19 protein-coding genes are annotated in these 23,060 nt (G+C 38.8%); 4 read left to right on the top strand and 15 right to left on the bottom strand.

Going from position 1 to position 23,060, the window contains the following annotated elements; genetic code table 11:
* Positions 1-107 precede the first annotated feature (107 nt).
* From H5116_RS10890 to H5116_RS10880, 3 genes are all read left to right on the top strand, one after another.
* On the top strand, positions 108-845 hold the full coding sequence (locus tag H5116_RS10890; RefSeq protein WP_182716121.1) for a hypothetical protein: 738 nt from the start codon (positions 108-110) through the stop codon (positions 843-845).
* A 114-nt stretch (positions 846-959) separates the two neighbouring features.
* Positions 960-1,874 carry a M14 family metallocarboxypeptidase gene (locus H5116_RS10885; RefSeq protein ID WP_182671832.1) on the top strand — a complete coding sequence of 305 codons (915 nt, stop codon included), beginning with the start codon at positions 960-962 and terminating at the stop codon, positions 1,872-1,874.
* A 73-nt stretch (positions 1,875-1,947) separates the two neighbouring features.
* On the top strand, positions 1,948-2,358 hold the full coding sequence (locus H5116_RS10880; protein ID WP_182693656.1) for a hypothetical protein: 411 nt from the start codon (positions 1,948-1,950) through the stop codon (positions 2,356-2,358).
* 40 nt (positions 2,359-2,398) lie between these two features.
* Here the strand turns inward: H5116_RS10880 and ccoG are convergent, their stop codons facing one another.
* The 10 genes from ccoG to H5116_RS10830 form a co-directional block, all read right to left on the bottom strand.
* On the bottom strand, positions 2,399-3,781 hold the full coding sequence (gene ccoG / locus H5116_RS10875; protein ID WP_182712924.1) for a cytochrome c oxidase accessory protein CcoG: 1,383 nt from the start codon (positions 3,779-3,781) through the stop codon (positions 2,399-2,401).
* A gap of 145 nt (positions 3,782-3,926) precedes the next feature.
* A complete protein-coding gene (locus H5116_RS10870) occupies positions 3,927-5,345 on the bottom strand; it encodes a sigma-54-dependent Fis family transcriptional regulator (protein WP_182693059.1) in 1,419 nt (472 codons plus the stop codon).
* A gap of 93 nt (positions 5,346-5,438) precedes the next feature.
* Positions 5,439-6,743, bottom strand: a complete 1,305-nt coding sequence (locus tag H5116_RS10865) for an AarF/ABC1/UbiB kinase family protein (RefSeq protein ID WP_182716120.1) — start codon at positions 6,741-6,743, stop codon at positions 5,439-5,441.
* A gap of 68 nt (positions 6,744-6,811) precedes the next feature.
* A complete protein-coding gene (locus H5116_RS10860; RefSeq protein ID WP_182716119.1) occupies positions 6,812-7,366 on the bottom strand; it encodes a DUF1439 domain-containing protein in 555 nt (184 codons plus the stop codon).
* Positions 7,367-7,461: 95 nt separating this feature from the next.
* Complete coding sequence (locus H5116_RS10855; protein WP_182716118.1) at positions 7,462-10,143, bottom strand: DUF349 domain-containing protein; 2,682 nt, start codon at positions 10,141-10,143, stop codon at positions 7,462-7,464.
* Positions 10,133-10,414, bottom strand: a complete 282-nt coding sequence (locus H5116_RS10850; protein ID WP_007378333.1) for a YeaC family protein — start codon at positions 10,412-10,414, stop codon at positions 10,133-10,135. Before H5116_RS10850 ends, H5116_RS10855 begins: the two co-directional genes overlap by 11 nt.
* Before the next feature lies 1 nt (position 10,415).
* Entirely contained in the window at positions 10,416-10,742 is a 327-nt protein-coding gene (locus tag H5116_RS10845) for a hypothetical protein (RefSeq protein ID WP_002960680.1), read from the bottom strand.
* A gap of 139 nt (positions 10,743-10,881) precedes the next feature.
* Positions 10,882-12,384: a sodium:alanine symporter family protein gene (locus H5116_RS10840; RefSeq protein WP_002960681.1), complete on the bottom strand. Its 1,503-nt coding sequence runs from the start codon at positions 12,382-12,384 to the stop codon at positions 10,882-10,884.
* A 378-nt stretch (positions 12,385-12,762) separates the two neighbouring features.
* On the bottom strand, positions 12,763-13,890 hold the full coding sequence (locus H5116_RS10835; RefSeq protein WP_002960683.1) for a M14-type cytosolic carboxypeptidase: 1,128 nt from the start codon (positions 13,888-13,890) through the stop codon (positions 12,763-12,765).
* Between the two features lie 183 nt (positions 13,891-14,073).
* Positions 14,074-15,516, bottom strand: coding sequence for a glyceraldehyde-3-phosphate dehydrogenase (locus H5116_RS10830; protein WP_002960684.1), 1,443 nt, complete (start codon positions 15,514-15,516; stop codon positions 14,074-14,076).
* Positions 15,517-15,690: 174 nt separating this feature from the next.
* Between H5116_RS10830 and H5116_RS10825 the strand changes: the two genes are divergently transcribed.
* Complete coding sequence (locus tag H5116_RS10825; RefSeq protein WP_024596170.1) at positions 15,691-16,491, top strand: DUF2989 domain-containing protein; 801 nt, start codon at positions 15,691-15,693, stop codon at positions 16,489-16,491.
* 238 nt (positions 16,492-16,729) lie between these two features.
* Here the strand turns inward: H5116_RS10825 and ihfA are convergent, their stop codons facing one another.
* The 5 genes from ihfA to H5116_RS10800 all read right to left on the bottom strand — a co-directional run bounded on the left by ihfA (position 16,730) and on the right by H5116_RS10800 (position 22,525).
* Positions 16,730-17,029, bottom strand: a complete 300-nt coding sequence (ihfA, locus tag H5116_RS10820) for an integration host factor subunit alpha (RefSeq protein WP_002960690.1) — start codon at positions 17,027-17,029, stop codon at positions 16,730-16,732.
* Between the two features lie 2 nt (positions 17,030-17,031).
* A complete protein-coding gene (gene pheT, locus H5116_RS10815) occupies positions 17,032-19,419 on the bottom strand; it encodes a phenylalanine--tRNA ligase subunit beta (RefSeq protein WP_002960691.1) in 2,388 nt (795 codons plus the stop codon).
* 15 nt (positions 19,420-19,434) lie between these two features.
* Entirely contained in the window at positions 19,435-20,415 is a 981-nt protein-coding gene (pheS, locus tag H5116_RS10810; protein ID WP_182716117.1) for a phenylalanine--tRNA ligase subunit alpha, read from the bottom strand.
* Positions 20,416-20,759: 344 nt separating this feature from the next.
* Positions 20,760-21,470, bottom strand: a complete 711-nt coding sequence (hda, locus tag H5116_RS10805) for a DnaA regulatory inactivator Hda (protein WP_002960693.1) — start codon at positions 21,468-21,470, stop codon at positions 20,760-20,762.
* Complete coding sequence (locus H5116_RS10800) at positions 21,470-22,525, bottom strand: DUF2066 domain-containing protein (RefSeq protein WP_182716116.1); 1,056 nt, start codon at positions 22,523-22,525, stop codon at positions 21,470-21,472. Before H5116_RS10800 ends, hda begins: the two co-directional genes overlap by 1 nt.
* Positions 22,526-23,060: the final 535 nt, after the last annotated feature.

The following is a 23,060-nucleotide window of genomic DNA, read 5'->3' as shown; positions in this document are numbered from 1 at the left end:
AGATAGTGTGTTGTGTAACAATGCACAAATACACTTAATATATTTACCAGGTATATCCGCAATTAAACAATTACTTATAGCTAATTCAGTGGTTAAAAGGAGCTAACATGCTTAAAAAGTGCATTACCACAACTGCTTTAATTTTATTATTATGCGCCTGTACAACAGAAACAGAGTCGAATTTAGTAAAAACAAAAGGAATTTGGGCAGGCTTTGAACTGATTTCTGACGGTAACCGCACGCGTGTTAACGCAGAGCTAAATGCGGGAGATGCTAATGGCTCAAACATTATTTTAAGCGATAGCGACTCATTGCAAGCTGTTGTTAATAACACTGCTATTGTACTTACAAAAGATACCGACTTTTTAGACGTTGATTACCAAGCGTATATAAATGCTACTGATGATAACCAACAGTTTGATATAAAATTTAAACGAGACGATGGCATAAATGCGAATTCAGGTGTGGAACTACCTTTAAATTTTATTATTTTAACCCCGAGTAACAACCAAACTTTTAGTATTAATAGTCCCCTTACAGTTCAGTTAGATGGCACTGATCCCAATAGTACTAGTCAAGTAGGACTTAGCAGTAGCTGCACTAACAATAATAATGAAACACTTTTACAATCAATGCTTTTTGCGCTTGGCACTTCGCGCCTTGAAATAGATTTGCAAAGCTTAGATATGTTTAGCAGCTCGCAAGTAGATCAAAGTAAAACGTGTAGTTTAACCGTTAGTGTAAGGCGTGAACGAGTAGGTAGTATTTCGGGTGAGTTCGCAAACCAAAGTTATATTAAAGCCCAGCAATCACGCGCTATTAAAAATATGACTTTAACGTTTTAATTTGCACGCTAATTTACTCAGCGTTAAGCTACGCCTTTATTAAGTAATTTTACCAATTGTAATTGCCCTCCTTATTTATAGGAGAACAAATAACAGTTGATATAAAGGTTTATTATGACTAACAGCACATACCCTATTGGCACACCAGGCAAAAAATGGAATAACAACGATAAAGCCCAGTGGTTAGCACGCCAAAACATTAAACGCAGTTACCAAAACGAAGTCGTAACGCTAATTAATGACCTTAAAAGCACCTTAGATATAGAGCAATACGGCGAGCTTAATTACGCCGCTGGTACTTACCCATTATATATATTAAAAACGCCTAACTTTAATGCCAATAAGCCAACTGTTTTAATCACCGGTGGTGTACATGGCTACGAAACCAGTGGCGTACATGGCGCACTTAGATTTGCTAAAACATCCGCTATGCAACACTCTGAGCAGTTTAATATTGTTGTTGCGCCCTGCATTAGCCCTTGGGGATATGAAACAATAAACCGCTGGAACCCTGATGCTATTGATCCTAACCGCTCATTTTACGAAGGCAGCCCAGCACAAGAGTCAGCAGCTATTATGGCGTTTGTAAAATCACTCAATGTAGACTTAGTTGCTCATATTGATTTACACGAAACAACCGACAGCGATAACAGTGAATTTAGACCCGCACTTGCTGCCCGTGAAGGCACGACAAACACTAATTGGAACATACCTGATGGGTTTTATTTAGTGGCCGATACCAATAAGCCTGAGCCTGAATTTCAAAAAGTAATTATCGAAGATGTAGCAAAGGTCACGCACATTGCACCGAGTGATGAAAATAACCAGTTAATAGGCGTCCCTCAAGAGCAATTTGGCGTTATTAATTACGCAGCACGCGATTTAGGTTTGTGTATGGGCTTTACAGATGCACCCTATGTAACCACAACAGAGGTATACCCTGATAGTCCAACAGCCACAGATGAAGAATGTATTTTGGCGCAAGTAGCGGTTATTAAAAGCGCCCTTAACTATATTAAAGCACTTTAATAAGTTTGCAGCCGCTTGTACCCTATTGGCTGCTAAACTAAATTTAGATAAAAAGCTAATTTAGGAGGTATTAATGGAATACAAAAATGAAAACGGACACGTTAATTTATCGCTTGAAAATAATATAGTTATTGCACAATTTAGCGGAAACCTAGAACTTGAGCTTTTAAGTAATTTTAAAACAGCGCTTTTTGAAACCATTCAATCATTTAAAGGCGAAAAATGGGGTTATATAAGTGACTCATCAAACGTTGTAGCTGCAACCCCACAGGCCGAGCAAGAAATGGTAGCCATAAGCCACAGCATGCAGCAAAACAACTGTTTAATTAGCGCGTTTGTGCTTACATCACCTATTGCTATAAGCCAAATGCAACGAATAATGCAAAACGCCAAAAGAGACGTTACTTTCAAAGATTGTCTTTTTGATAATCTAGAATCTGCAAAGCATTTTATTTTAAATGAATTAAACAATGACTTGAGCTAGGTAGAGCTCAAGTCGTTGTTTATATAGAGCTTATACTGTACTAATTTTTATAAAATTGGCTGTCTTTGGTTATAGTAATGCTGGCATCTTCTTGCGCTGTTACTATAAATTGTAACTTACTCACTTTGTGCGCAATATTGTAACCATCGGCTGTTACAGTAACGGGGACTCTTTTCATTGCACCTGGCTGTATAAGTGTAGAACTTGGACTTGAGAGTGTTGCTTCTGGCAAGCCCTCTATGGCAATACTGTAATGCAGTGCTTGCTGCGTTTTATTAATAATAGTAAGTGTATAAGGGTTTTCTACCAGGCCCTCGTAGTTCACTCTATAAAGCGCATTCCTATCGCGTAGTACTGAGGCTTCTATTGGTGTGCGTTGCAGCATCCATGCAAACATAGAAATGATTAACAAAGCCGTTAATGCGCCGTATCCTATTAGTTTTAATCTAAATGGATTGGTTTTTTTGCCTTCCATTTGTTTTTCGCTGGCGTATTTAATTAAGCCTTTTTGATAACCAAATTTCTCCATGGTATCGTCGCAAGCATCAATACATAAGCCACAGTTTATACATTCATATTGTAAGCCATTTCGAATGTCTATACCTGCCGGGCAAACCTCTACACATAAGTTACAGTCTACACAGTCACCTAAGTTAAGCTCTTTTGGATCGGCTTTGCGTTTACGCGGTCCACGACTTTCACCGCGCTTGCTATCATAGGTAACAAGCAACGTATCTTTATCAAACATAACAGCCTGAAAACGAGAATACGGGCAAGCAATCGTGCACATTTTTTCGCGTAAAAACCCTGCATTACCGTAAGTACAAAAAGCGAATAAAAACACCCAAAAGCTCGTAATACCTGACCATTCAAATGTAAGCATTTCCATATACAAACTTTTTGCTGGAATAAAATACGCCATAAACGAGGTGGCGGTTAAAACTGAAATAATAATCCACGCACTGTGCTTAGTTATTTTTTTGCGCCAAGTACTTAGCGTCCACTGAGATTTATCTAATTTAATTCGCTGATTTCGCGTGCCTTCTATGCGCTGCTCTACCCACGAAAACATGAGCATCCATATTGTTTGCGGGCACGTGTATCCACACCAAACCCGACCAAGCCAGTTGGTTACAAAAAATAACGCAAAAGCCCCCACCATGAATAGCAAGGCTAAAATCATAAAATCTTGAGGAAGGAGTGTTAAACCAAAAATAGTAAAGGTTTGCGTTGCCACATCAAGCAGCACAGCTTGTTGACCGTTATATTGGATCCACGGTATTGCAATAAAAGTTAGCATTAACAGCCAACCTAAATTACGGCGTATGCGCTGAAAAAATCCTTTTTGCTCGCGGATATAAATTGGCCCTTCGGTGTTATAGGGCTTAATGATCATGTCTTCTTCTTTAATATCAAACTTCATAGTACTTGCTTCATAATGACGGGTATTACGCAAGCATTTGCAACTTTCAGACCAAGCTGAAAATTTATTTACATTATTGATATTAAACGGTTTATTTCAAAGCAATAAAATAAAATTCGCGACATTAAACGCACTTCGCGATATATCACGAATCTTTAGCAATCCCTAACTTTCGCATTTTTGAGCGTAGTGTACTCTCAGGTAAGCCCAATTTAACTGCCGCTCCTTTATCACCTGATATTTGCCAGTGCGATAACACAAGAACAGAGGTTATATGCTGCTTTTGCGCTTCATCGAGCGTAAGTGAAGGATTAATAACTACTTCACCACCCGCTTGCAAAGGCTGACTTAGCTGAAGTACCGCTTGATTAGATAAAATAGCTTCGCGTTCAAGTACATTTTGCAGCTCTCTAATATTGCCTGGCCAATCGTAAGCCTGCAGCTGCGTAATTGCTTTTTTACTTAGCCCTTTTAAATTTTTCCCGAGCCGTTTATTTAGCTGCGCAATCAAATTAGCGCATAAATAAGGAATATCTTCTTTTCGATCTTTAAGGGCAGGTACTTTTATAGGAAATACATTGAGCCGATAATACAAATCAATTCTAAACGTGCCTTTTTGTACCATTTCCCACAGGTCGCGATTAGTCGCTGCAATTACTCTAATGTTTACTTTTAGCGTGTTGCTGCCACCCACACGCTCAAACTCTTGTTCTTGCAGGACTCTCAGTAATTTACTTTGCGCCTCAAGTGGAAGCTCTGCTATTTCATCTAAAAACAAGGTGCCTTTATCAGCAAGTTCAAAGCGCCCTTTACGGCGGTCATTGGCACCTGTAAACGCGCCCTTTTCATGGCCAAACAATTCCGACTCTAGCAAGCTCGGTGTAAATGCAGCGCAATTTACTTTTATAAAGGCTTGTTCACTACGTTTGCTTAGCCTATACAAGTTACGGGCTACCAACTCTTTACCCGTGCCATTTTCGCCAAGTATAAGCACTGTGCTGTCGGTTTCACTCACCAGTTTTATTTGATCTAACATGGTTTGAAATATATGGCTTTGTCCAACTAGCCCTGAGTCTTGCCAATCTTCGTTAAGTTCTGCAATTAAGTAGTTATTTTCATCTTTTAGCTGCTCACTTAAATGCTTTACTTGCTCAAGTGCCTCTTGCAGTGCATTTTGTGTTTGCTGTTGCAGTGATATATCGCGAAATACCGCTACAGCACCAATTAACTTATCATTTTGATAAACCGGTGTTGAAGTGTATTGAACTGCAAATGAGCTACCGTCTTTACGCCAAAAAACTTCATTTTTAACTTCACGACGTTTTCCATCAAACATGGTGCAGTAAATTTGGCATTCATCAGCGGGATAAGGTGTGCCATCAGCATGAGTATGGTGATGATATTGGTGTATTTTTTTACCTAATAGTTCCTCAGCGCACCAACCTGTCATGCGCTCAGCGGCAGGATTAACAAATACCGCATTACCCGATAGGTCAAAACCGTATATGCCCTCACCTACTGCGTTTAGCAATAATTTAGGATCGTTTAAAAATTGTTTTATCATAAATACACCTCGCGAAATATCGCGAGCATTATGGCAATTTTATACGCTAAGTGCACTCATTACTTAAAGTGCACTTACGCGTAAGTTAAAACGCTATAAATAGTGCTTAAATAACGTTTTTACATCTATTTTTACACCTAGCCTTGCGGCTATTAAATAAAGTCCTGCAAGTTTTCGGTGGATAAATAGCGCATCAACGGGCGGTGTATGCCATTGTTGAGATTGCGCACTAAGGGCAAGCCCTGCATTTTTAATTTTGAGCGCGAGTTCGCTATTTTTAAAATCAAATTCCCCTTCTGCTCTTAGCGGCTCGCACGCCATTAAAAATAAATCAATGACGTTGTTTTTATACTCGTCAACTAAGTCATTTTTAAAATAACCTATGTGTGATGCCGCTTTAAGTACACCTTCTCGGTTGTTTTCGCTACCCGCTTTAAATAAGGCTAAGTACGCTAAGCTAAGCTCGGTTGATATTTCTCGCGTTGCACCAAAATCAAATAAAACAATTTTTTGTGTATCAAGCTGATAATGAAAGTTGGCAAAGTTAGGGTCGGTTTGAATTAATTTAAATTCAAACATTTCTTTAAAAAACAAATCAATAAGTTGCTCTGCAACAAAGCTTTTTTGACTATCTGGTAGCTCTGTAATGCTCTCAATAGGTTCTGCTTTTATATATTCCATAGTTAGCACTTGTTGTGTGCTGTGCTCTGGATATACGTTGGGTACTTTAAAGTGGGGATTAGTTGCTAATGCATTTTTATAACGTATTAAGTACTGAGCCTCACGTTTATAATCAGCCTCAGCTAATAACTGTGCCTTAGCCTCACCAATAAGTAGTTTAATATTAAGATCTTTTGGCAATAAACGAGAAATCGTTAATAAAGAAATAACGTTATCGACATCACTTACTACACTTTTAGCAATACCAGGGTATTGAATTTTAACAGCAAGCTGAACGCCATTTTCTTTATAAGCTAAATGAACTTGCCCTATAGAAGCCGCTGCAAAAGGTCTTAACTCAATATGAGAAAAACGCGCTAGCCACTCATCCCCCCATTGCTCTTTTAACACTTCAACAAGCTGCTTATGAGGCATTGGGTTCGCGTCTGAGCGAAGTAAAGCAAGTAACTGAGCTAATTCAGGACTAAGTAGATCACCCGCATCCATTGAAAGCAATTGCCCCAGTTTCATTGCTGCACCACGTAAATGTGATAGCTGTGTGGCTAGTTTTTCAATGTTTTTAGGTTGTAGCAGTAAGCTTTTATTATCCCAACCTTTACCAGTTAGCGCGCTCTTAGCACCATCAACTAACATGTTGGTAGCAACACCTGTGGCAAGTGAGCCTAATTTTGCAAATCGAGAAAGCCGAGAAGTGGGGACAGTACGAGGAGCCGCCATAATATTAAAACCTAATTAGCCTGAAAGTCAGGCTAATCAATACGTATATTGTAAGTAGGTAGATCTACTTATAGACGAGGTACTAGCTTAATTGCGCCTTCAACCACTTTCATATCAAGTGGAAGTTTACTAAGTAGCATCATTTTAGGGTCATCCATGTTTAGAGTATAAACTGGGTTAACCGCTAAAAAAGCATTAATAACATCCATTGCTTGGCTATCAAGCGCACCTAAATTACCTTTAAAACCGCCGGCATCTACACTCGAATCAAGTAATTTAATATTACGTAAAAACACTGCTTTTTTCTCACTGTCGTAAAATGGGCTACCTTCAATTTGCAGCTTTAAACGCACAGGGTATTTAAGAGCGAATGCATTAATTTCAGCGCTAGAATCGACACCAAGCACAACAACATCGCGGTTATCAGGTCCAATGTTGACACTTAAGTCGTTTACATCAAACTGAACTGGTAAACCCATTAAGCTTACTTTTTCACTTAACTTTGGTAATTGCTTACCCAGTACAGATTCAACCTCAGAGTTGGTAAATGAATATACTGATATGCCTTGCGTGGTATTACAGGCAGTTAAAAATAACGCTGCAATAATAACTAAAATTCTCATGAGAACCCTTTTGTTTATGAATTAGTGATACATAAAAAAGCCGCTATTAAAGCGGCTTAGTAAAATAGTAACCAGCACATATTATGCTGGTTTTATTAAGCTGCAAGTGTCGCTTTAAGTCGCGTTAGTGTGTCAGGTTCAACTGAACCGTCACTGAGCGCTAATAACTGTTTTAAATAATAGTTTAAATCAGCATGATCGCCACGATGTTTGTCATCTAGCATGGCTACTTGTTCTGCCATTCTAAGTGACTTATCGGTTGAACTTACGTTCGCTAGTATTTCCATGCGAGTAATAAGTTGCTCTTTACTTAATGTTGTTTTAAGCGGTGCTTGATACTGACTTGGTAACGCTTCATTGTTTTCAAGTGCAGTAATTAATGCATCTAAATTAGCTTGCTCAGATTTACTCGTAAGCAATGCAAGTTTATCTTCAATAGCAGCTAGTAGCTTAGTAACCTTTGGCGCTAACGATCTAAATTGCGTGTACCCTTTCACTTTTGTTTCTAGGTCGTGCAACTGCGCTCTTTGATTAACATCACTAAGTGCTGCTTCAAGCTCAGCAAGTTCTGCAATTGCTTGTTTATCTGACTCGTTTTGCTCGAGTTTTTGCTGCTCAAACTCACTACTACGCTTAGTAAATGTTTCATCGTTATACTGACGAAACTTTTGCCATAACGCATTTTCAGCTTTTAAACCAGCAAAGCCAATGGTTTGCCATTGCTGCTGCATTTGCTTCAACTCTTGGCAGGCAGCGGCTAAATCATCGCTTTGTGATAATTGCTGCGCTTTTTCTACTAACTCATTTTTAAGTGCTGCATTACTTTTATGAAATGCGTTTAATAAAGCCAGTACTTGTTGTTGCTCATTTTTATAACGATCGTTTAGTGTACGGTATGTTTTAGGGTCAACTTTACCCACACTGCGCCACGCTTTATTTAAACGATTGTATTGGCTTTCATATTGTTTCCAATCAAAATCATCCTCAGCAGTTGGCTGTAAATGGAGCGCATGCATGTCGTTAATAATACTTTCACGCTGTGCTTTTGATGCTTCGCGTTGCACTTCTTGCTCTGCGAAGTAACTACGGCAAGGCGCAAATAACAACTCGATTTGTTCATCAAACTGCACACCTTGTAGCTTTTCTTCATCTGTGTCTAAACGACCTAACTCATTCCAACGTTTACGTAGCGCTTTTACTTGCTCTGCGCGTTGTTGTGGGTCTGTACACTCTTCGCTTACTAATGCACTTACTTCTTCTAATAAAGCTTTACGCTTTGGTGCTGCAGCGTATTTTTGCCAATCTTTCGCATCTGCAAGTTGCGCTTCAAGGTCTGCTTTTATGTTTACAAGTGGCTGCTGATATTGCTCAGTAAGTGTATTAAATAACTCTTCAAAGCCTTTAAACACGCCAAAAGCAACATTAAAACGACCTTCTTCAATTAGGCGCTTAACATCACGAGCTTTGCGCTTTGCTTGGCTTTGGTTTTTTTCAAGTGGCTTAACTAGCTCATTCATTGGTGCTAAAAATTGCTTTTTATGCCCATTTAACTGTGTTTTAAAGGTACTTTGCAGTGCGCCATCTAAAACATTCAAATGATTACGCGCTGCTTTAAAGCCATTATTAAATTCAGTTAGAGTTGCATCGTATTGCGCTAAATCTTCTGCTGGCTTAATTTCGCATAATGCTGCAAAAGCGAGTTTGTACTCTTTAATAGCCGTTGTTAGCTCGGGTAATTTAGCAACTTGAGTAAATAGTTTTTCTAACTTGCTTACAGCGAGTTTTGATTGTGCATTATTAGTAAGTTCTGTTTCGCTAATAGCTTGCTTAGCTTGCGCTACTTTTGCATCAAGCCAATCTTGTTGAATTTGCTCTGGAGTTTCAAGACCAAGCTGTAAGGCATTTTCAATTTCTTCACCCAAAGCTTCAAGTGTTGCAAGTGCTAATAATTGACGCTGTTGTTGCGCTAATTGCTGCTGCTCTTTGTCATGTACTGCTTTTAGCTGTTCAATGTGTGCATCTAACTTAGTAGTAATAGAAATATATTTTTCATCAAGCAGCTTTACACGTTCATCACTTAACCATTTGAGCTCAAGTGCTTGCCACTGGGCCATTAATTCGCCGGCTTGTGAATTTACAACACCAAAATCTGTTTTTTCACGTAAAGCATTTAACTTAGCTAAAATAACACGTGTTGCACTTTCAACCTGAAGTGGCATTTCAATTGCTAAACGCTCATTTTCAATATGCGTTTCAAGTGCTGCTTTTGCATCACCTTTTGCATGTTTTACTAATGGCTTAATCAATTGATGGGTAATAACAAGTTCAACTAACTGAGTTTGTAGCTCTTCGCTACCTTCTTTAAATGCTTTTTCTACTAATTTTGGATTTGCTAAACGTTTTAATAATTTAACGCGTACTTGCAGTTCTTTTTCTGCAAATGCTAACTTTTCGAGTGTTTTAACAGGTGCAAAACGCTCTATGTATTCACTTTTGATTTGCGCTGTTAATGTACTTTCGCTATTTAAAACAGCATTAGATATTTGCAGCTCTGCTATATCTTTTAATGCTTGATCTTGTTTATACGCTTTCCACCATAGCGGCAAATTGTTTACCTTTTGCAGCGCTTTACGGCGAATTTCAGCTGAGCTATCTTCAAGTGCTAACGTGTTTAATATGGTTGCATCACGTTCAATGTCTAATTTTTCGATAGCATCAAGACGTACTTGTTGCTTTGGGTGTTTCCACTTAGGTGTAAAAAGGTGCTTAAAGATCATGTTCACTAAACCTAGCTATTTCGTTGTCTGATTTGAATTCTTTTTGTAGTTGAGCTTTTGTCTTTTGGATCATTTCACCATTAGCACCAATCGTAAATTGCTCGTTTGATTGAGCCACCTTTGCTTGATACAACATAACCAACTGCACTGTTTGTTGCTTTTGTTCATCTGATAAAACGGTACCGTCTGGCCACTTGCCAGTAGAAGCACCGTATTGTAAGCGTTCGAATAATTCGGGAGTAATATTTTGTACAAGATTGTCGATGTTCATGTCATTTTTTCTTTTTTAGAGTCACTAAAATAATACGATTTATAAGGTACCAGATACAGCCTATGCCTATTGCGGCAGTGTAAGCATACCACTGAAGTGTTTCTTCTTGCGGTTGTAAAAAGTACAAGCAGAAAAAACCACCTAAAAATAAGATAAGCGCCAAAAAGGAGTGATTTATAAACATCTGCTTTTTTTTAATTCGCTGTTCGCGCTGAAGTTGTAAAACTTGCTCGTCGTTTAGCTCTGCAATGTTGCTTTCGCAATGCGGACATTGCTTATGTTTATCTGAAATTGATTTTGCACATTTTGGGCAACGAATAATCGCCATACTTCTCTCCATACTACGCATAAAAAAAGCGCCTTTCGGCGCCTTTATTGTACTTGTTTTATTTCTCGTTGTCTTTTTTGAATTCAAACCAACAACTGATTTAGGGGCTATAATTTTCTAAGTTGCCCACTAAGTTTAATTACTCAGCGTCTTTTGACTGTTTCTCTAAACGCTTTTCCCAAAACGAGGCGTTTTTAATCCCTAATTTAACTGGGTCAAATGTGATTTTTCCGCCTTTTTTCTTCTGATCCTCATAATCGCTCAAACATAACAAAGCTGGCTTAGCTACAAAGAAAATAGCTAAAATACCCAATATGTTAATCCAAGCCATTAAGCCAACGCCAATATCTCCAATAGTCCAGATATAACCTGAATTATTAACCATACCGTATGCAACCATGAACATAATCACAAATTTCACAAGGACAAGCGGGATATTGCCTTTAAAGTAACGATTTAAGTAAGCAATATTTGTCTCTGCAATGAAGTAATAAGCAAGTATTGTGGTAAAGGCAAAGAAGAATAATGCAATACCGACAAATGCTTGTCCAAAGCTGCCAAATACACTAAATAAAGCCATTTGAGTAAAGGCTGCTGAGCCAACTTCAGTCGCTGCATCGACATTTTGTACAATAAACTGTCCTGCTGGTAAATCACCCACAACATTATATTGCTGCGTTATTAAAATCATTAATGCTGTTGCAGTACACACAAAAATGGTATCAACATAAACCGAAAAAGCTTGTACTAAACCCTGTTGAGCTGGGTGATCAACCTCTGCAGCGGCTGCAGCATGAGGCCCACTACCTTGGCCAGCTTCATTAGAATATATACCACGCTTTACGCCCCAACCAATAGCGGCACCAAAACCAGCCTGTGCAGTAAATGCATCACTAATAATTAAATAGAATATATCAGCTACTTTATCTAAATTTAAAAATACCACGATTAATGCCAGTACTATGTAACCCAGTGCCATAAATGGCACTACTACTTGCGTAAAGTTTGCAATACGCTTTATACCGCCAAAAATAATAAACGCTAAAACAATAAGGATGATTGCTAAAGCGACTAACTTAAAGCTACCTACGTCACCAAAGCTAGTAGTAACCATGTTGCCACTGCCAAACACTTGGGTAAACGCATTACCTACTGCATTTGCTTGTACACCAGGTAGAAAAACACCACAGGCAATAATCGCCGAAACAGCAAATAAAACAGCTAGCCACTTTTGCCCTAAACAACGGTCAAAATAGTACGCTGGGCCACCACGGTATTGCCCATCTTCTTCTGTTTTATAAATTTGGCCTAAAGTAGACTCTGCGTATGCAGTGCTTGCACCTAAAAATGCAACAACCCACATCCAAAAAATTGCGCCTGGCCCACCAAAGCCGATAGCGGCAGCAACGCCAGCGATATTACCAACGCCTACTCGTCCAGACAACGATACTGCAAGGGCTTGAAAAGATGAGATACCTTTATCAGACGTGTTAGGACTAAATAATAACTTACACATTTCTTTAAAATGTCTAACTTGAGCAAATCGAGTTAATACTGAATAAAACAAGCCTGCGCCTAGGCATAAATAGATGAGTGCATTACTCCAAACAACATCATTAACAGCACTTACAAAAGCTTCCATGGATATCCTCTATAGTTATATTTATTATTTTTAATTACGAGACTCTGCTTTAGCTACTACGCTACATAAGCTTTACGAAATAAGGTTTTACCTCTCCCGTCCCGACTCATGATTTAATTAATCTTAACTTAAGTAACCTAACTTTGTTAACACTTAATTTTCAAAATATATAATTACACGCTTGGCGAAAGGCACTACATCTGTAGTATTTAAATGAAAGTAGATTGATTTGTACCGATACGGTGATGATACGCAGCGAAGAAGCGTTGAAAACGTTTTAAGAATAAAGCTGCTATATGATTATTATTTTTTTATACAAGGGGTTTTATTAAAAGCAAAAAGGGTATCAAAACATTGATACCCTTTTAGATAAACGTTTTATCTTAAATCATCAACAACATTAACAATAGCCGCTAATGTATCTTGACCAAATTGATACGAACGACGATCTGACCAGCCGTAATCTGGATCAGGTAAATCGTTGTTGTCTTTAAATGGCATTTCAATTGTGTACGTTAATGCTTTGAATTCTTCAGCCGTAGCTGATGAACCTACCGTTAGGTTAGCTTGACCTGGCTCATCTTTTGGATAGCCATGCTCATCTTGAAACTCAGGTGTAATAGTTAAAAGCGCAGCTTTAAAGCTATCTTCTAAACCTTTTAAGCGTTCATCGTAACTTGGAATACCTTCACTGCCTGCCACAAAGTTATATGGGATAGCTTCATCGCCGTGTATGTCTAAGTGCATATCTAAGCCAGCTTCGCGCATTTTATTAAGCACTAAGTAAACCTCAGGGCTATTTTCCATGCTTGGTGTTTGCCATTCACGGTTTAAGTTAACACCTTTAGCGTTAGTACGAAGATGTCCGCGTGCGCTACCGTCTGGATTCATATTAGGCACAACGTAAAAAACTGCTTTTGATAGAAGCGCAGCTGCATGTGGGTCTTCGTCATCAAGAAGTTTGTGCAGTAGACCTTCAACATACCACTGCGCCATTGTTTCACCTGGGTGTTGACGTGCTGTGATCCAAATGGTTTTCTTGTCTTCACTTGGCTCACCAATTTTAAGCACACTCATATCGCGGCCATCGAGTGTTTCACCAAGCGTTATTAATTGGCAAGCGCCTTGGCTTTGTGCCCAAGATAATAAATCTAAATGGCGGTCGTAACTGTATGGCGCAAAGTAAGCAAAATATACGCTGCCGCACTCTGGTTCAATTTCAAAGCTTAATGTGCCATTTTCATAGCTTGATGGTACACGAAACCATGTTTGGCGGTCATATGATGCAACGGCTTGGTACCCTTCCCAACCATCTGGGTAAGCTGATTTATCAAGCTCATTAATATTTAACTTATGCAATTGGTAAGGTGTTGTTTCAAGACGAAAGTGAAACCACTGATAAAATTCAGACTGGTGATCTTTATTAATTTCTAATTGAATATTTAAAGGATCGGTGGCTTCAATAACTTTGATATTACCACTGTCGAAATTGCTGCTGATTTTCATGAAAAAACCTTTAGGTTGAATAAGTTTATCTGCTTATTAATTCACAGAACTGACATTATTTTATAAATAGTAAAACGAATGTGCATCTTCTTAATTAAAGCCTATCACAAGGCATACGCTTTAAAAATAATACACGACCAAAAAAGCCAGCAACATGCTGGCTTTTAAGTCACTGCAAATAAATTAGCGAGGTAAGCTTGGGAATGACACTTCGGCCATATCGCGCATACAACGAACTACTTGGCAGCTGTAACCAAACTCATTGTCGTACCATACATATAAAACAATACGGTTATCTTCAACAATTGTTGCTTGTGAATCAACAACACCTGCGTAACGGCTACCTACTAAATCGGTAGATACAATTTCCGTTGATGCAGTGTAATCAATTTGATCACGTAAGTCTGAATGAAGTGCTGTATCGCGTAAAAATGCGTTTAGCTCTTCAACTGATGTGCTTGTTGCTAAGTTAAGATTTAAAATAGCTAGCGACACATTAGGTGTAGGTACGCGGATTGCGTTACCTGTTAACTTGCCTTCAAGCTCTGGTAATGCTTTTGAAACCGCTTTTGCAGCACCTGTTTCAGTAATTACCATATTGAGTGCTGCGGCACGGCCACGGCGCTCTGCTTTGTGGTAGTTATCAATAAGGTTTTGATCGTTCGTGTACGAGTGTACAGTTTCAACATGGCCATTATTGATACCAAACTTATCGTTTAATGCTTTAAGCGTTGGTGTAATTGCATTGGTTGTACAGCTTGCTGCACAAACAATTTTATCTTCAGGTAAAATATCTTTGTTATTAACACCATATACGATGTTTTTGATATTGCCTTTTGCAGGAGCTGTTAATAATACTTTTGCAGCGCCCTTACACTCTAGGTGCTGGCCAAGGCCCGCTTCGTCTTTCCAAATACCGGTGTTATCAACAATTAATGCATTGTCGATACCGTATTGAGTGTAATCAATTTCGCTAGGAGAGTTAGCGTAAATAACTTGAATGTAGCTACCGTTAGCTTTAATTGCATTGCGTTCTTTATCAATCGTTATTGAGCCATTGAATGGACCGTGAATTGAATCACGACGCAGTAAGCTTGCACGCTTTTCAAGATCCCCATCTTTACCACCACGCACAACAATAGCGCGCAAACGTAAATCTGAATATGGACCTGATTTTTCAATTAATAAACGCGCTAATAAACGACCGATACGACCAAAACCATACAATACTACATCGCGTGGCTCTTTCGCTGGTGAGTCTGTTATTTCTGCAAGTTCATCTTTTACAAACTCTTCTACTGAACGACCTTTTGCGGCTTCAGTGAACAAATAACTATATGCAAGCTTACCAATATCAATACGTGCTGAGTTTAATTCCATTTTGCTGATAGCTTCTAAAAATGGGAAGCTTTCGCGCAAACGTAATTTAGTGCCTTCAAACTGAGCAACGGTTTTGTGAGATTTGATAATATCGATAGTACTGGCATTTACGAGAGGACGGCCATATACAGCGATTTCGATACCACGATTACGGTAAAGCTTACCAATGATTGGTTGCATGCTTTCTGCGTAATCTTGGCGCTCTTGCCAACTATTTGTGTATTCTAACTCGTGAGATGAGGTCATTTTATTTACCTAAGTTTATCATTTTGAACGGATAGCCTTTAAAAATGCACTATATTTTGAGAGTAATGCACTTCAGGCAGGGCTATTCTAATTTAAACTGAAGTTATTCTCTACTGTTAGGCGTTAAATGATTGCGTTAGAATAACAAAGTAAATATTCATTTGGGGTTAAGGGATGCTTAAAAAAGCAAGTGTACTATTGGGTTTGCTAACATTGGCAGGGTGTGAAGAGCCGTTAACACTCGCACAAGTGTGCAAAGAAACACCTGGCTTTTGTAGCGACTTAAACAAAGACAGTCACTGCAAGGATGAGCGTTCTGATGTAATTATCAAACGCTACATAGAATACAAAGACCCTACTGATGAAAATAAATACCAATTACTCAAGGACTTTGAATCTTATAACCAATGCATAACTTTGGCCGCTAAAATTGAACATATTAAGTTAAAAGCTAAAAAAACGTCACGTATTGATGGTCAACTAACGAGTATTAAAGAAATGACTCGGTTATATCAAGATACCCAAAATACAAACCACCCAGGTTTGCTCTACTACCAATGGTCACGAAATAACAACCAAAGTGCGTTGACTAAATTATTGGCTATAGAAAATGATAAAAGTGTAACGCAAAGTGCCGAAATGCAATTTTTTTTAGCATCGTACTATATTAAATTTGATGATGAAAAAACCATTGATTTACTTTATAAAACTCTAGAGCTCAATAAAAAAGACAACATACCGAATCCGGAAGTGTATACATCACTTATTAGTCTTTTTTATAAACATGATAAGTTTAAGCACGCATATATATTTTCTAAAGTAGCGCAAATGTCGGGGATTGAAAATATTGATGTATTTGAAATTGAGCAGAAATTAGTCGCAAATGGTAAAAGCTTAGATAGCCTAGATGTACTTGCAGAGCAAACATTTCAGCAAATAATGGCAGGTGATTTTGTATCTCCTCGAGAGTTTTAATTTATAATCGCAAAAATAACCTAATACCAATCTGCTTATGTATGGGGTCTATTTAACGTTAAGGAAATTACGCTAGAACTAGGCAAAAATTTGGTATCTAGTTGTTCTAGATAAAAATATTTTAACGACGTTATAGTGTTATTTAATTCCTTAAATTGATCAAAGATTTATGCAGGTTGGTATAATTTAATAACTAGGTTATTCAGGCAAATAAAAAGGCAGCTTACGCTGCCTTTTTTTATTTTGCTTTGCTTGTGCCCACTTCTACGCGGGTTTTAAGCTTTTGACCTGGTCGAAAAGTCACCACGCGACGTGCCGAAATAGGAATATCTTCGCCTGTTTTCGGGTTGCGGCCTGGTCTTTCTTTTTTGTCTCGAAGATCAAAGTTACCAAATCCAGAGAGCTTAACCTGCTCGCCTTTTTCTAGCGCTGAGCGGATTTCTTCAAAAAACGCTTCAACTAAATCTTTGGCATCTTTTTTATTGATCCCGAGCTTTTCAAATAGGTGTTCAGCTATGTCGGCTTTAGTAAGCGCCATATCTAGTCCCTCAACGATGCATTAAACTGTTCGGCCAATTCGGCCACCACGTTATCAACTACTAGATTGATATCTTTCTCTTCGAGTGTTCTATCAACCGCTTGCAGTGTTAGAGCAATCGCCAAACTCTTATAATTTGGCTCAATACCTTTGCCCTTATACACATCGAATAAGTTTAGGTCAACCAATTGATTTCCGCCAACTTTTTCGATCACGCTTAAAATGTCGCCAGATTTAACGCTGTCTGCCACTAAAATCGCGATGTCGCGGCGATTTGAAGGGAATTTAGACACCCCTTCGGCTTGCGGTAAATTTCTTTTTTCTATTGCTGACATTTCAATTTCAAAAACAAAAGTTGCGTTGTTGATATCTAACGACTTTTGAGCTTGAGGATGTAAAGCACCAAAAAAACCAACCTTTTTACCATCAACATATATTACTGCTGATTGACCAGGGTGAAGTCCATCTGACTGCTCGGCTTTAATTTCAAAGCGAGTAATGTCATTGGTAATTGCAAGTAAGGCTTCAACATCACCTTTTAAATCGTAAAAATCAACATTGCGTTTTTCTTCAACCCAATGTTCACCATTTACAAGACCCGTAATAACACCACCAATAACCGGTACTTGGTAAACACCATTTTCTGCACTTTCGTCGCTTATAAATTTAAGACCATGTTCGAATAAACGAATACGAGGCTGTTGGCGATTTTGGTTATACGCTACAGACGCTAATAAACCCGGCATTAAACTTACACGCATTGCTGACATTTCAATTGAAATAGGATGCGGTAATACCATTGCTTTACACTCTGGGTGTAAAATAGCTTGTGCTTTAGGGTCTACAAAGCTGTACGTAATTGCTTCTTGGTAACCACGAGTCACTAACGTATTGCGGAACTTGCTAAGCGCAATAGTTGCTTCGTTATGTGTCGTCATTTTAAGTTTTGCAGTTGGTGCAACATTTGGAATGCTGTTGTAACCGTAAACACGTGCTACTTCTTCAATTAAATCTTCTTCGATGCGAATATCAAAACGGTAGCTTGGTACGTCCGCACTCCAGCTTTCATTTTCTACTTTAACATCAAGACCTAAACGCGTAAGAATATCTGTTACTTTAGCATCTTCAATATGATGACCAATAACACGGTCTAAACGTGCACGACGAAGACGTACTTCAGTCACTTTTGGTAGTTTATCAGCCGCAACAGCTTCAACTACTGGACCTGCTTGACCACCCACAATTTCAAGAAGAAGTGCTGTTGCACGTTCCATTGCATCGTGTTGTAGAGCAAAGTCAACACCGCGCTCATAACGGTGTGAAGCATCAGTGTGTAAACCGTAGCTACGTGCTTGTCCTGCAATTGCTACAGGATTAAAAAATGCGCTTTCAAGTAATATATCAGATGTTTTATCTGTAACACCTGATTGCTCCCCACCAAAAATACCCGCAATTGCAAGTGCTTTATTATGATCGGCTATCACAAGTGTTGTGTCGTTTAATTTAGCGGTATTACCGTCTAATAAAACAAGTTCTTCGCCTGCGTTTGCACTACGAACTTTAATACCACCTTCAATCGCATTTAAATCAAACGCGTGCATTGGGTGACCAAGTTCAAGTAATACATAGTTAGTAACATCAACTACAGGATCGATAGAACGTACGCCACTACGACGTAATTTTTCAACCATCCAAAGTGGTGTTTCAGCATCAAGGTTAATGCCCTTTATCACACGGCCAAGGTAACGAGGACATGCATCTTCGTTAACTAGCTCAATTGATACTTTGTCATCAATTGTTGGCGTAACCGCTGGGATATCTAATACATTTACGTCAATGCTATTTAAAACACCTACTTCACGAGCAAGGCCTTTAATACCTAAACAATCACCACGATTTGGTGTTAAGTCAACATCTATAATATTGTCATCAAGACCTAGGTAGTCACGTAAATCAGTGCCTACTGGTGCATCGCTTGGCAATTCCATAATGCCGTCGCCTTCTTCGCTAATACCTAGCTCAACAAAAGCACATAGCATTCCGTTTGAAGGTTGGCCGCGTAGTTTGGCTTTTTTAATTTTAAAGTCACCAGGAAGTACAGCGCCCACAGTTGCAACAGCAACTTTAATACCTAAACGACAATTTGGTGCACCACACACGATATCAAGTAGCTCATCGCCACCTACGTTAATTTTGGTAACACGAAGTTTATCTGCATCAGGGTGTTGACCACATTCAACAACTTCACCAACAACTACGCCATTAAATTTGGCAGCAGCAGGCTCAACACCATCAACTTCTAGACCAGCCATTGAAAGCTGTTCCGAAAGAGCTTGCGTATCAATAGCAGGATTAACCCACTCTCTTAACCACTTTTCACTAAATTTCATTTTATTGTTTCACTCTTAACGGAACTGGTTCAGGAATTTTAAGTCATTTTCGAAAAATGCACGCAAATCGTTTACGCCATAGCGCAACATTGTTAAACGCTCTACACCCATGCCAAAGGCAAAGCCGGTGTATTTTTCTGGGTCAATGCCCACAGACTTAAGTACATTGGGATGTACCATGCCGCAGCCTAGTACTTCTAACCACTTACCGTCTTTACCCATAACATCTACTTCAGCTGAAGGTTCTGTAAATGGGAAGAATGAAGGACGGAAACGAATTTCCATATCCTCTTCAAAGAAGTTACGTAAAAAATCATGCAAAATACCTTTTAACTCCGTAAAGCTAACATCAGTATCAACCATTAAACCTTCAACCTGGTGGAACATTGGTGTATGTGTTTGGTCGTAATCGTTACGGTATACACGTCCAGGTGAAATAATGCGCAGTGGTGGCTGCTCAGTTTCCATAGTACGAATTTGCACGCCACTAGTTTGTGTGCGTAGTACTAATTTAGGATTGAAATAAAAGGTATCATGATCAGCACGTGCTGGATGGTGCTCAGGGATATTTAGCGCATCAAAGTTATGAAAATCGTCTTCGATTTCTGGACCAGATTTAACTTCAAAACCTAACTCACCAAAAAAGCTTTCTATACGCTCAATAGTGCGCGTAACTGGGTGTAAACCGCCGGTAGGCATAACACGTCCTGGCAGAGTTACATCTATAGTTTCAGCAGCTAGCTTTTCTTCAAGTACTTTACTTGCAAGCAATTCACGCTTTTCGTTAATAGCAGCTTGCACATCCTGTTTAGCTTGGTTTATAACTTGGCCTGCTTCTTTACGTTCTTCAGGTGCTATTTTACCTAACGTTTTAAGTAAGCTAGTGATTTCGCCTTTTTTACCAAGGTAATTAACCCTGATATCTTCTAACTGCGCTATTTCACTGGCACTGGCTACCGCCTCAAGTGCTTGCGCTAATATGTTTTCTAAGTTCATTCGATACCTGATCTTTCACAGAAGGTGATTGCTTAAGAGCGTGTTGGCCTTTCAAGATTGCTTCTCAACTGTGTGGTTGGCTATTAAATAAGGTTAAGCATTCGGCTGTAGTTTCCTACATAAGTCATGCAATAACCCTAAATAAAGACCAAACACGTGTTGTTCGAAGTGTTTATCTTGTGGCTACTCTCTTTGTTGTTCGGGTATTGCATATAAAAACTATGCTAATGTCCTCACGACGCGATTAAAGCCCACTTAAATTAAACAAATTCCAATCAGGAAAGGTAAACACGCTCTGATAATAGCTTATGATAACTGAAAGCAGGGTCTAGATTCTAGACCTACTACAGCTTTAACGTTGATTTTATAAAAGGAATAGTTAATTTTCGCTGTGCAGCCATAGATGCATGATCTAATTTGTCGAGTACATCTAATAAAGCTCGCATATCACGGCTTAAACGGGTTAATAAAAAGCGTGCACACTCATCACTTAATTCAAGGCCGCGCATGTGAGCGCGCTTAACAAGTGCTTGTGCTTTATCGTCATCACTCATAGAACGAATTTGGAAGGTTGTTCCCCACGTTAAACGAGACTCTAAATCAGGCAGAGATATATTGAGCATGCTAGGAAGTAAATCAGCAGTTACTACTAACATTTTACCGGGTTCGTTAAATCGGTTAAAAAAGTTAAATAGTGCTTTTTCCCACGCATCATTCCCTGCAACTAAATGCACGTCATCAATACATAGAACATCAAGTGCTTCTAAACCGTCTAATACCATAGGTCCAAAGTCAATTACTTCGCGCATAGACAGCAACATATTAGATAAGCCACGCTCTTGTGCTTTTATGCAGGTTGCATATAAAAGATGAGACTTGCCCGAATCACCTAAACCACATAGGTATGTATACTGAAACGTTTTTGCTAATTTGGAAAAGCTATCTTTTAGGTGATTAACCTCCAAAGAGTCTTCTCCTCCAAAATACGATGCAAATGTTTCGTCATCCGGTAAAGTAACCGGTAGTGCCATTTGCATCGGCTCAGACATTAGCATTATGGTGTTACCCATTGATACTCTAAGCTATTTTTATCAACAACATGATAAAATGCGCGTGGATCCTCATAATCTTTAAATGAAGAGTCTAGCCCTAACCCTTTTTTAAGATCACTCAAGTTACCAGTATGATTTAATTTAAATTCAACAAATTCCGGTGTTTTACGAACAATTTTGACTTGCGTAACAACACTTAGGCTCAATAATCTTCGTTTCGCTAATTCTATATCAACAAAACTTTGTGTGCCTTTTAGCGTGAGCGTAGCAGTTGCTTGTTCATAATAAGCATTTGGGTCAATTGCATACTCGCTTGCAAGACCTCGTGCTAAGGTATCAATCATTTGACTCACTATTTGCTGCTTATCGCCCGTTAATCTATTTGAATCAAATTGATCGTCATTAGTAAAACGCCAATCTAAAATCCAATTTTCGCTATCAGCTTCTTTATACATTCTTGCTGTAATACTTCGCTCAGCACTGTAGCGTTTAGAGGCCTCTTCTACTGGTTCAGAAAAGTTACCCCATACCTCAGGAATACCTACTAGACGTCGATCTTGTAAATCAAGTAATGGAACAACGACAGGTAAACCACGACGCCCTGCTTTGTCATAAATTAACTGCTCTAACTGCGGGTAACTTTCTTGTGTTACTAATTCTCTGCGCCAATTGTCTTCAATACCTAACCATATTGCGACTAATGGACGTTGTACTCCCCATAAAGGTAAGTTTAACTCTTTGATTAGCGCGTTGATCTTTCGAGCTTCAAATTTAACAACGAGTTTCAATTGTCCATTTGCTCTCTCGTCATATTCAAACTTAAGCATATAATCAGAAATATCTTTAGTACGTTGCTGCGCTAACTTATTTTGATCCGCAGTTTCATCACCGCTTACTTTCACTAAAACATTAAGCAAAGCTTTTCGACTCGCAGCTAATCGAGTATCTCGTGTTTTGTCATCCACTTTTAAAATATCTTGATATAGATCAGTTACTTCAACTGCCGACACAGAAAAACAAAATAAAATGGATATGGCGCTAATTAATAATCTATACACAGGCTGTTAGTTCTTGGTTTTAAACTGATTTGATCCTAAATCAAAGACAGTAACAAAGCAAAATTAAATTTGTTATCTAAGGAAATGAGAGTAATTAGCTTTTATAAAAAATAAAAAAGATTAAATTAACTTCAGGAGTCGCTAAGCTCACCCGACCTACGTGATGCTGTTGATGTGAATGTGTGTTAATTGCGCGCATTTCACTTTTCTTCAGACGTAAAAAAGCCCGACTATTTCTAGTCGGGCTCTCTACAATTTGAAGTCGGTGCGCTACGCAGTAGGATGTCGTAGTGCCCACAGCGGTGGAGAGTCACATAGCAAATGCTACACTCTCTTTGTGTCGGGAGTCGCTACGCTCGCCCGACCTACGAGATGAATATTGCTGTGAGTGTGCGTTAATTGCGCATATCTCACTTTTCTGCAGACGTAAAAAAGCCCGACTATTTCTAGTCGGGCTCTCTACAATTTGAAGCCTGGTAATGTCCTACTTTCACATAGCAAATGCTACACTATCATCGGCGCTGTTTCGTTTCAC

It is taken from the genome of Pseudoalteromonas sp. SG45-2 (assembly GCF_014164115.1).
Taxonomy (GTDB): domain Bacteria; phylum Pseudomonadota; class Gammaproteobacteria; order Enterobacterales; family Alteromonadaceae; genus Pseudoalteromonas; species Pseudoalteromonas distincta.
The sequence above is the reverse complement of the archived record's forward strand: the minus strand, read 5'-3'. Positions and strand labels throughout refer to the sequence as shown.

Excerpts from the sequence above, each read along its gene's own strand:
- H5116_RS10855 (WP_182716118.1), bottom strand. The coding sequence starts at position 10,143 with ATGATCTTTAAGCACCTTTTTACACCTAAGTGGAAACACCCAAAGCAA.
- H5116_RS10860 (WP_182716119.1), bottom strand. The coding sequence starts at position 7,366 with ATGAGAATTTTAGTTATTATTGCAGCGTTATTTTTAACTGCCTGTAAT.
- pheS (WP_182716117.1), bottom strand. The coding sequence starts at position 20,415 with ATGAACTTAGAAAACATATTAGCGCAAGCACTTGAGGCGGTAGCCAGT.
- H5116_RS10870 (WP_182693059.1), bottom strand. The coding sequence starts at position 5,345 with ATGATAAAACAATTTTTAAACGATCCTAAATTATTGCTAAACGCAGTA.
- H5116_RS10845 (WP_002960680.1), bottom strand. The coding sequence starts at position 10,742 with ATGGCGATTATTCGTTGCCCAAAATGTGCAAAATCAATTTCAGATAAA.
- H5116_RS10865 (WP_182716120.1), bottom strand. The coding sequence starts at position 6,743 with ATGGCGGCTCCTCGTACTGTCCCCACTTCTCGGCTTTCTCGATTTGCA.
- pheT (WP_002960691.1), bottom strand. The coding sequence starts at position 19,419 with ATGAAATTTAGTGAAAAGTGGTTAAGAGAGTGGGTTAATCCTGCTATT.
- H5116_RS10840 (WP_002960681.1), bottom strand. The coding sequence starts at position 12,384 with ATGGAAGCTTTTGTAAGTGCTGTTAATGATGTTGTTTGGAGTAATGCA.
- H5116_RS10835 (WP_002960683.1), bottom strand. The coding sequence starts at position 13,890 with ATGAAAATCAGCAGCAATTTCGACAGTGGTAATATCAAAGTTATTGAA.
- ihfA (WP_002960690.1), bottom strand. The coding sequence starts at position 17,029 with ATGGCGCTTACTAAAGCCGACATAGCTGAACACCTATTTGAAAAGCTC.
- H5116_RS10880 (WP_182693656.1), top strand. The coding sequence starts at position 1,948 with ATGGAATACAAAAATGAAAACGGACACGTTAATTTATCGCTTGAAAAT.
- H5116_RS10885 (WP_182671832.1), top strand. The coding sequence starts at position 960 with ATGACTAACAGCACATACCCTATTGGCACACCAGGCAAAAAATGGAAT.
- H5116_RS10850 (WP_007378333.1), bottom strand. The coding sequence starts at position 10,414 with ATGAACATCGACAATCTTGTACAAAATATTACTCCCGAATTATTCGAA.
- ccoG (WP_182712924.1), bottom strand. The coding sequence starts at position 3,781 with ATGAAGTTTGATATTAAAGAAGAAGACATGATCATTAAGCCCTATAAC.
- H5116_RS10890 (WP_182716121.1), top strand. The coding sequence starts at position 108 with ATGCTTAAAAAGTGCATTACCACAACTGCTTTAATTTTATTATTATGC.
- H5116_RS10825 (WP_024596170.1), top strand. The coding sequence starts at position 15,691 with ATGCTTAAAAAAGCAAGTGTACTATTGGGTTTGCTAACATTGGCAGGG.
- hda (WP_002960693.1), bottom strand. The coding sequence starts at position 21,470 with ATGCTAATGTCTGAGCCGATGCAAATGGCACTACCGGTTACTTTACCG.
- H5116_RS10830 (WP_002960684.1), bottom strand. The coding sequence starts at position 15,516 with ATGACCTCATCTCACGAGTTAGAATACACAAATAGTTGGCAAGAGCGC.